The sequence below is a fragment of the Pedobacter changchengzhani genome, from assembly GCF_004354365.1.
In the GTDB taxonomy this organism is placed as follows: Bacteria; Bacteroidota; Bacteroidia; order Sphingobacteriales; family Sphingobacteriaceae; genus Pedobacter; species Pedobacter changchengzhani.
Window position 1 is genome coordinate 1 of the sequence record NZ_SJCY01000029.1, and the last position, 2,000, is coordinate 2,000.

The 2,000-nt window shown below is 41.0% G+C and carries 1 protein-coding gene; it reads right to left on the minus strand.

From position 1 onward, the window contains the following. Window positions 1–96 precede the first annotated feature (96 nt). Complete coding sequence (gene ltrA / locus EZJ43_RS16935; protein WP_133263903.1) at window positions 97–1,359, minus strand: group II intron reverse transcriptase/maturase; 1,263 nt, start codon at window positions 1,357–1,359, stop codon at window positions 97–99. Between the last annotated feature and the right edge of the window lie 641 nt (window positions 1,360–2,000).

Consider the following 2,000-nt stretch of genomic DNA (forward strand, 5'->3'; position numbering starts at 1 on the left):
AAAATCGAGTAGGTAAAGGGGAATTTCACCCCTAAACCTCTCACAGAACCGTACGTGATACTCTCGCATCATACGGCTCTTCATAATTCAAGTCTTTTAAGGTCTGAAGCCTTCGTAATGCCAATGTTCGAAGAGATTTGGATAGTCTTTTGATAATTTTTGTAGGTATTTATAACCTACATACCAAGGTTTCTTCCTAAATCGATGGTATTTGTTGCGTATCCATTTGGTTAAGCGTGTATGCAGAACTCGAAAAAGTTTGCGCATTTCGCTCATTCGGAATTTGCCATAGTAATTTATCCAACCTCGGATTTTGAGCTTCAACAGTTCCGCAATTTTATTTAACGGGAATTGAACCCAACGATGAAAATTCATCTTATTGAGTTCTTTGGCTATCCTACTCCTACTCTTTTGGCTCATGGCGGGTGAAAAACCTAATCTGATTTTCCCTCGCTCTTTGATAATTCTTGGCTTAAAGGTGTAGCCCAAAAAGTCGAACTTTTGATACCTTACTTTGAAGGGGGGTTGACGTTTTTGATTATTGCGACAATAAACGATTTTCGACTTCTCTTGGTTTAATTCCAATTTACAGTCTCTCAATCGTTGTTTTATCTTTTCTAAAAATCGCAACGCTTCCCTGATGTTCTTGCAATGAATTACAATATCATCGGCATACCTTTCAAATGGTGTATCAGAACTTTCTTTGGCTATCCATTTATCAAACACAATGTCCATAAAAATATTGGCTAATACAGGACTGATTACTCCGCCCTGTGGTGTGCCTTTACCCTCTGGGTGTTTGATTGTTCCGTCTGCCAACTGCACTGGTGCATTCAACCATCGGTTTACATACAGTAGAATATGTTTCTCCTGCGTATAATGACTTACTGCTTTGAGCAATAGTTCATGGTCGATGTTGTCGAAAAAGCCTCTGATGTCTAGATCGATTGCCCAACTGTATTTCATACAATTGATACGGCATTGTTCTAAAGCATCATGTGCGGATCTGTTTGGTCGGTAACCATAACTATCTGCACTAAAATGCTGTTCTACAACCTGCTCCAGTTCGGTAGCAATTACCTGTTGGGCAACCCTATCTACTATGGTAGGAATACCCAATGGACGCATTTTTCCATCCCCTTTGGGAATTAGGACTTGCCTAACCGCTTTGGCCTGGTAGCTTCCACTTGCCATTCTGTTCCACAATGGGTACAGATATTTGCGTGGGTTTTTCGCTACTTCCTCCACAGTTAACCCATCTATCCCCATGGCTCCTTTGTTGGCTCTTACGCGTTTAAAAGCTTCATTTACCTGCAACCTACTTATCGGTTGCGACCTCTGCTGTTCATTAAAAATCATACTTAAATTTCTTTAAGGTGTTATACAATAAATCAACTAATTATGTGAAGTCCTTCGCTTGTCCCGATTTTCATCGTGACTCTCTTGGGTATGTTCGCTACTACGACTTCATCTGTCCCAAAATCAGGCTTTGCTACTCTTTGCCTTTTCCGCTCTGGGATTTTCGGCGTTCTCGCTTTACATCCTGATTTTGGTTCTCCTGTTCCTTGTTAGCGCCTAATGGTAGCTCTTGCCCTCTTTATGCCGTGTGCCGTGTAGCCGGTAATCAGGTTTTCCGCTACACTCTGTCTCGCTGGGTCGCTGACCCCATTGATTTTGACACAGTAAAGGTTATTTTCGACACCTCAATAAGGGTTTACTTGCGTTCAACTTCTACCATCACACCATACAATCACTCATCCTACAAATGATGATGAACTTGCTTTGACCTTGACGCTCAATACCGATCCTCTTAAAATCAGCACCTCAGGGCGGTTTAGACACAACTCCTGAAAGTCCTATCTGATAGTCCAATTCTTTGACTTCCTTTTTCTGTGAGACCTCCAATTATCTAATATTGGCTCGTTTCTAAAGTCGGTTAAAGCCTATCATCTCTAACAAAGTTTTGTTACCATTTCAAAGAACTTTTATATCTTGTACCC

Excerpts from the sequence above, each read along its gene's own strand:
- ltrA (WP_133263903.1), bottom strand. The coding sequence starts at position 1,359 with ATGATTTTTAATGAACAGCAGAGGTCGCAACCGATAAGTAGGTTGCAG.